The 3,754-nt window shown below is 67.9% G+C and carries 6 protein-coding genes; 4 read left to right on the forward strand and 2 right to left on the reverse strand.

Translation table 11 applies throughout. The annotated features are described in order from the left end of the window. Positions 1-78: 78 nt before the first annotated feature. Positions 79-450, forward strand: a complete 372-nt coding sequence (locus G5V65_RS21525; protein ID WP_165054599.1) for a head decoration protein — start codon at positions 79-81, stop codon at positions 448-450. A gap of 24 nt (positions 451-474) precedes the next feature. After that, positions 475-1,488, forward strand: coding sequence for a major capsid protein (locus tag G5V65_RS21530; protein WP_165054602.1), 1,014 nt, complete (start codon positions 475-477; stop codon positions 1,486-1,488). Positions 1,489-1,495: 7 nt separating this feature from the next. Here G5V65_RS21530 and G5V65_RS21535 read toward each other — a convergent pair whose 3' ends face one another. After that, positions 1,496-2,272 (reverse strand): RES family NAD+ phosphorylase, encoded by a 777-nt coding sequence (locus G5V65_RS21535; RefSeq protein ID WP_165054604.1) that lies wholly within the window; start codon positions 2,270-2,272, stop codon positions 1,496-1,498. Next, positions 2,232-2,612 carry an antitoxin Xre/MbcA/ParS toxin-binding domain-containing protein gene (locus G5V65_RS21540; RefSeq protein WP_165054606.1) on the reverse strand — a complete coding sequence of 127 codons (381 nt, stop codon included), beginning with the start codon at positions 2,610-2,612 and terminating at the stop codon, positions 2,232-2,234. The genes G5V65_RS21535 and G5V65_RS21540 overlap by 41 nt, the downstream gene beginning before the upstream one ends. Positions 2,613-2,670: 58 nt before the next feature. Here G5V65_RS21540 and G5V65_RS21545 point away from each other — a divergent pair, with 58 nt between their 5' ends. Together G5V65_RS21545 and G5V65_RS21550 are read left to right on the forward strand one after the other, a co-directional pair. Next, a complete protein-coding gene (locus tag G5V65_RS21545; RefSeq protein ID WP_165054609.1) occupies positions 2,671-2,985 on the forward strand; it encodes a head-tail joining protein in 315 nt (104 codons plus the stop codon). Positions 2,986-2,990: 5 nt separating this feature from the next. Then, the gene (locus tag G5V65_RS21550) at positions 2,991-3,611 is read left to right on the forward strand and encodes a DUF6441 family protein (RefSeq protein WP_165054612.1); all 621 of its coding nucleotides are present in this window, start codon (positions 2,991-2,993) and stop codon (positions 3,609-3,611) included. Positions 3,612-3,754 lie beyond the last annotated feature (143 nt).

The raw sequence follows: 3,754 nt of genomic DNA on the forward strand, positions 1-3,754 counted from the left end.
CAACCCGGGCCTACTCCCATCGCCCGTCCCTGGGGCGACGTGATCGCCCGCACCTTCAAGCTGAAAGGATGATCTTCAATGACCACGCTGACCGAAGGCAGACACGCGGGCGGCTTCCTCGTCTGGGAAGCGTCGCGCGACTATACCCGTGAGACCGTCATTCTCGCCTCCGGCGCGGGCAAGCTCGACCCCGGCACGGTGCTGGGCAAGATCACCACGGGCGGGAAATTCACCCAGCTTGCCCCCGCTGCGTCGAACGGCAGCCAGAACGCCGCCGGGATCCTTTGGGGCCCCGCTGACGCGACGGCCGCCGATGCCGCTGCCGTCGTGGTCCTGCGCGGTCCAGCCATCGTTAACCGCAATGACCTCATCTGGCCCACGGGCGCGACGGAACCTCAGATCGCCGCCGCCACCGCGGCGCTGGCCGCGCTGGGCATCCTGCTGCGCTGATCTCTTCATCGAAAGGACATCCCCATGGCGACCATGGACATCTTCGAAGGCGATGCCTTCTCGATCATCGAACTGACCCGCGCTCTGGAGAACATCCCCTTCAAGCCCGCGATCCTTTCGGGCGCGAACCTCTTCGGGCCGCGCGGCGTGCGGTCGCGCACTGTCGTGATCGAGAGCCGGGACGGCACGCTGCAGCTGATCCCGTTCTCCGAACGCGGCTCGGCCTACGAGAGCCAGGTGCCGGAACGCCGCGAGATGCGCGCCTTCGTTGTGCGCCAGTTCAAGAAACAGGATGTGCTCTGGGCCTCGGAGATCCAGGGCATTCGCGACCATGGTTCGGAAACCGCCACCCAGCAGGTGCAGACCGAGGTGGCCCGCAAGCTCGGGCGGCTCCGGAACGACGCCGAGGCCACCTTCGAGTTCCACCTCTTCAACGGCATTCAGGGCGTGGTGAAGGATCCGAAGGACGGGGCGACGGTGGTCAACTACTTCACAGAGTTCGGCATCACGCCCGCCACCGAGGTCGACTTCGACCTCGACAATGCGAGCCCCGCCTCGGGCGCGCTCAGGAAGCGCTGCCAGGCGCTGATCGAAAGCGTCGAGGACAGCCTTGGCGGGTTGGCCGCCGGTCAGGTGCAGCTGCGCGCCGAATGCGGCTCGGCCTTCTTCGCCGATCTGGTCGCCCACAAGGAGGTGCGAGAGACCTACCTCAACACCGCAGCCGCCGCCGATCTGCGGGGACGCGTGGGCGAGGAGGTCAGCTTCGGCGGCATCACCTTCCGCCGCTACCGGGGCGGCCTCGGCTTCGGCGTGCCGACGGACAAGGCTTACTTCTATCCCGAGGGGGTCGAGGGCCTCTTCGAGATCTACTTCGCCCCGGCCGACACCTTCGAGACGGTGAACACGCTCGGCCTGCCGCTCTACGCGCGCATGATCCCCGATCGCGACCGCGACGAATGGGTGCGCCTCGAGATCGAGAGCAACCCGCTGCCGATCTGCACCCGCCCGCAGGTGTTGCGTTCGGCGCGACGGACGTGATGAGTGCCTACCGCGCGCGGGGGCGGTCCCAGAGCATGCCGGCAAGGCGTGGGTCCGGGGCGAAGCTGTCCTTCGGGAACTCGATCCCGAGGCGCGGATGCTCGCGCAGGGCCTGCGCGCCGGTAGGGCCGATCCGGATGCGCCAGGTCTGACGCTCGACCGGCTGCGGGGCGGCAAAGGCACGGCAGGTCAGCACGGCAAGGTTCGCACCCCGGGCAGGATCGCGGACAGAGGCGTAGCGGATCACCTCGGCACCGATCGCGCGGGCCTCCTCGGCCAGATCCTGGCTGGCCGCGTAGTCGGTGAGGTGGGTCCAGACAGCATGATCGGCGGCCAGTGCCCCGGCCGTCAGGTCGACCGCCACAGGCGTTGCGACCTCCGCCGAGAAGGCGGTGTATTCGGCCGCATCGTCGGGAAAGGGCGTCTCCGGGCTCTCGGCGTAGAAGAGGAAGCGGTAGAAGGCCATCTCGGCCGCCGCCGTCTCGGGCGCCTCGGCCCCGTACCAGACGCCGGGCGTCAGTCCCGCCCGGCGAAACCGCGACCCCGCCGGATAGGGGCGATACCGGAAAGGCGTGGCCAGCAGATAATCGAGCGCGCGGCAGTCCTCCGGCAGGGGCGGCTTCGTGGCCTCGAGGATCTCCTCAAGCGCCGCCTGTTCGGCGAGGCTGTCGACAAGCTTCAGGGTCGAGACCCGATGCTGGGCCTCGACGAACCGCCATGCCGGGCCCGCGTAGGGCCGCGCCTCAGAGCGGAGCGCGTCTTGCGTCCAGATAGGTCGTGACATCGACAAGTCCCTGCACCTGCGTCATCCGCTCCACGGGCCGCGCCGCGAGCGCCGTGTTGGGAGCGGCCAGCCACCGCCGCGCCACCGCCTCGTCGCCCCCGGTGATCGCGTCGAGCGAGCGGAAGGTCCGCACAAGAAGGGCTGCAAGCTCGAAGGGCTTCGATCCCGGCTCGAGCAGGCTTTCGCCCCGTTTCCAGCGCGAGACGGTCGCCTCGGAGACGCCGACGATGTCGGCCAGTTGTCGGCCCGAAAGGCCAAGCCGGTCTGCCGCCCGCAGCGCGGCCTTGGTCAGCACGGCACCAGCCTCGGGGTTCTTGGCGATCTGATGGGAAAGGGTCATGGCTTTCTCCTGTCTGAGGAAAACATAGTATCACTTCCTTTCTGAGGAAAGAGGAAACATGCCGGACACCCTCTCTGTCGCACTTGCGGCGCTCTTCGCCGATCCGAACATCGGCCGGGATGCGGTCTATATCGCCGATGGCGTTGCGCCTGTCCTTGTGCGCATCGTCGCTCGGCGTGCCGATGCTGTCACCGACTTCGGCGATGCGCGGCTCTGGTCCGAAACCACCCGGATCGACCTGCGCGTGGCCGAGGTGCCAGCGCCGCGGCCCGGCGACCGAATCGAGATCGACGGCGATGCCTTCCTCATCCAAGGCGAGCCCGTCCGCGACCGCGAGCGGCTGGTCTGGACTGTCGATCTGCGCCCGGCGTGACCGCGATGAAACTGAAGCTCGACATTGATCCCGATATCGTCGCGATGATGGCGGCCGAGGTCGCGGCAGGCGAGCGGGCGGTGTCAGCTGCGATCCGCGAGGCCGGAACCGGGCTGAAGGCCGCCTGGCGGCTGCAGATCACCGGCGCGGGCCTCGGGCCCCGGCTCGCCCGCACCATCCGGTCGGAGCAGTTCCCCAAGGCCACGCCCAGCCTCAACGCGGCCGCCGTCGTCTGGTCCAACGCCCCGGTCATCGTGGGCGCGCACGACACCGGCCCGCTGATCCGCTCGAAGAACGGCTTGTGGCTGGCCATCCCCACGCCCGCCGCAGGCAAGTCCCTGCGTGGCGGCCGGATCACCCCCGGCGACTGGGAACGCCGCAGCGGCCTACTGCTGCGGTTCATCTATCGCCGTCGGGGCCCGAGCCTGCTGGTGGCAGAGGGGCGGCTGAACTCGAAAGGCCGGGCCATGGCGTCACGGTCGAAGACTGGCCGGGGCCTCGTGACCGCGCCCATCTTCCTGCTGGTGCCGCAGGTCAAGCTGCCGAAGAGGCTGGACCTGGCGCGGGATGCTGAGCGGGCGCATGACTCGATCGTGGGGCTGATCGTGGCGAACTGGGTGAGTTAGCCAGGCCCGAGTGAATCGTCTCACAAAGGCAGCCGAAACCATCTCCCACAGATGAGCAAGTATGAACCCACATTCTCCAAGTAAGTCGCTGATTTCGCTGTCGTAATCGTGATATTTCGCATATAAATCATGGCGTTGACGGC

The organism is Paragemmobacter kunshanensis, from assembly GCF_011059185.1.
Taxonomy (GTDB): Bacteria; Pseudomonadota; Alphaproteobacteria; order Rhodobacterales; family Rhodobacteraceae; genus Paragemmobacter; species Paragemmobacter kunshanensis.

What these genes read in the sequence shown, in the direction of transcription:
- G5V65_RS21540 (WP_165054606.1), bottom strand. Translation starts at nt 2,612, where the DNA reads ATGACCCTTTCCCATCAGATCGCCAAGAACCCCGAGGCTGGTGCCGTG.
- G5V65_RS21530 (WP_165054602.1), top strand. Translation starts at nt 475, where the DNA reads ATGGCGACCATGGACATCTTCGAAGGCGATGCCTTCTCGATCATCGAA.
- G5V65_RS21535 (WP_165054604.1), bottom strand. Translation starts at nt 2,272, where the DNA reads ATGTCACGACCTATCTGGACGCAAGACGCGCTCCGCTCTGAGGCGCGG.
- G5V65_RS21525 (WP_165054599.1), top strand. Translation starts at nt 79, where the DNA reads ATGACCACGCTGACCGAAGGCAGACACGCGGGCGGCTTCCTCGTCTGG.
- G5V65_RS21545 (WP_165054609.1), top strand. Translation starts at nt 2,671, where the DNA reads ATGCCGGACACCCTCTCTGTCGCACTTGCGGCGCTCTTCGCCGATCCG.
- G5V65_RS21550 (WP_165054612.1), top strand. Translation starts at nt 2,991, where the DNA reads ATGAAACTGAAGCTCGACATTGATCCCGATATCGTCGCGATGATGGCG.